This is a genomic window from Massilia hydrophila, from assembly GCF_020208145.1.
Lineage (GTDB): Bacteria > Pseudomonadota > Gammaproteobacteria > Burkholderiales > Burkholderiaceae_D > Telluria > Telluria hydrophila.
On the sequence record NZ_JAHYBX010000043.1, the window covers coordinates 1 to 478 of the forward strand.

Below are 478 nucleotides of genomic sequence, written 5' to 3' on the forward strand. Positions count from 1 at the left end.
CAATAACTTTTGACCAGGTACAGACCAACGCCCGTGCCCTGTACAGCACTCACTTCTTTCAGGGAAGAACGATAGAATTTGCTGAAGACATAAGGTAGGTCTTCAGGTGCTATACCAATTCCCGTATCCCGAACGATAAGCTTGACATCCGGACCAATTACTTTCAGCTGCAGTTCCACGCTACCCTCCGGACGATTATACTTACAGGCATTAGCGATGAGGTTGTTGAGAATCGATCCCAGTTTGGCTACATCGGTCTGTATAAAAAAGCTCTCTACATCGGTAACAAAGTCAATATGGACGGTACTGTACTCAGGTACCTGCTGCCAGTCAGCTATAATTTGTCTGCTATAGGCGACCAGATCCATCTGAGAGGTAAGCAGGCCCTGCAAGGGCGTCTGTTGCTGCTCGACCTGATCAAAAGTCATCAATTCCTGGATGAGATGGCTTATTTTTAAGGCATTTCGATGAACACCAT

The 478-nt window shown here is 46.4% G+C and carries 1 protein-coding gene; it reads right to left on the reverse strand.

Annotated features, from left to right (window positions below; genetic code table 11):
- A partial coding sequence (locus LE190_RS22240; RefSeq protein WP_267875357.1) for an ATP-binding protein occupies positions 1-428 on the reverse strand: 428 nt, incomplete at its 3' end.
- Positions 429-478: the final 50 nt, after the last annotated feature.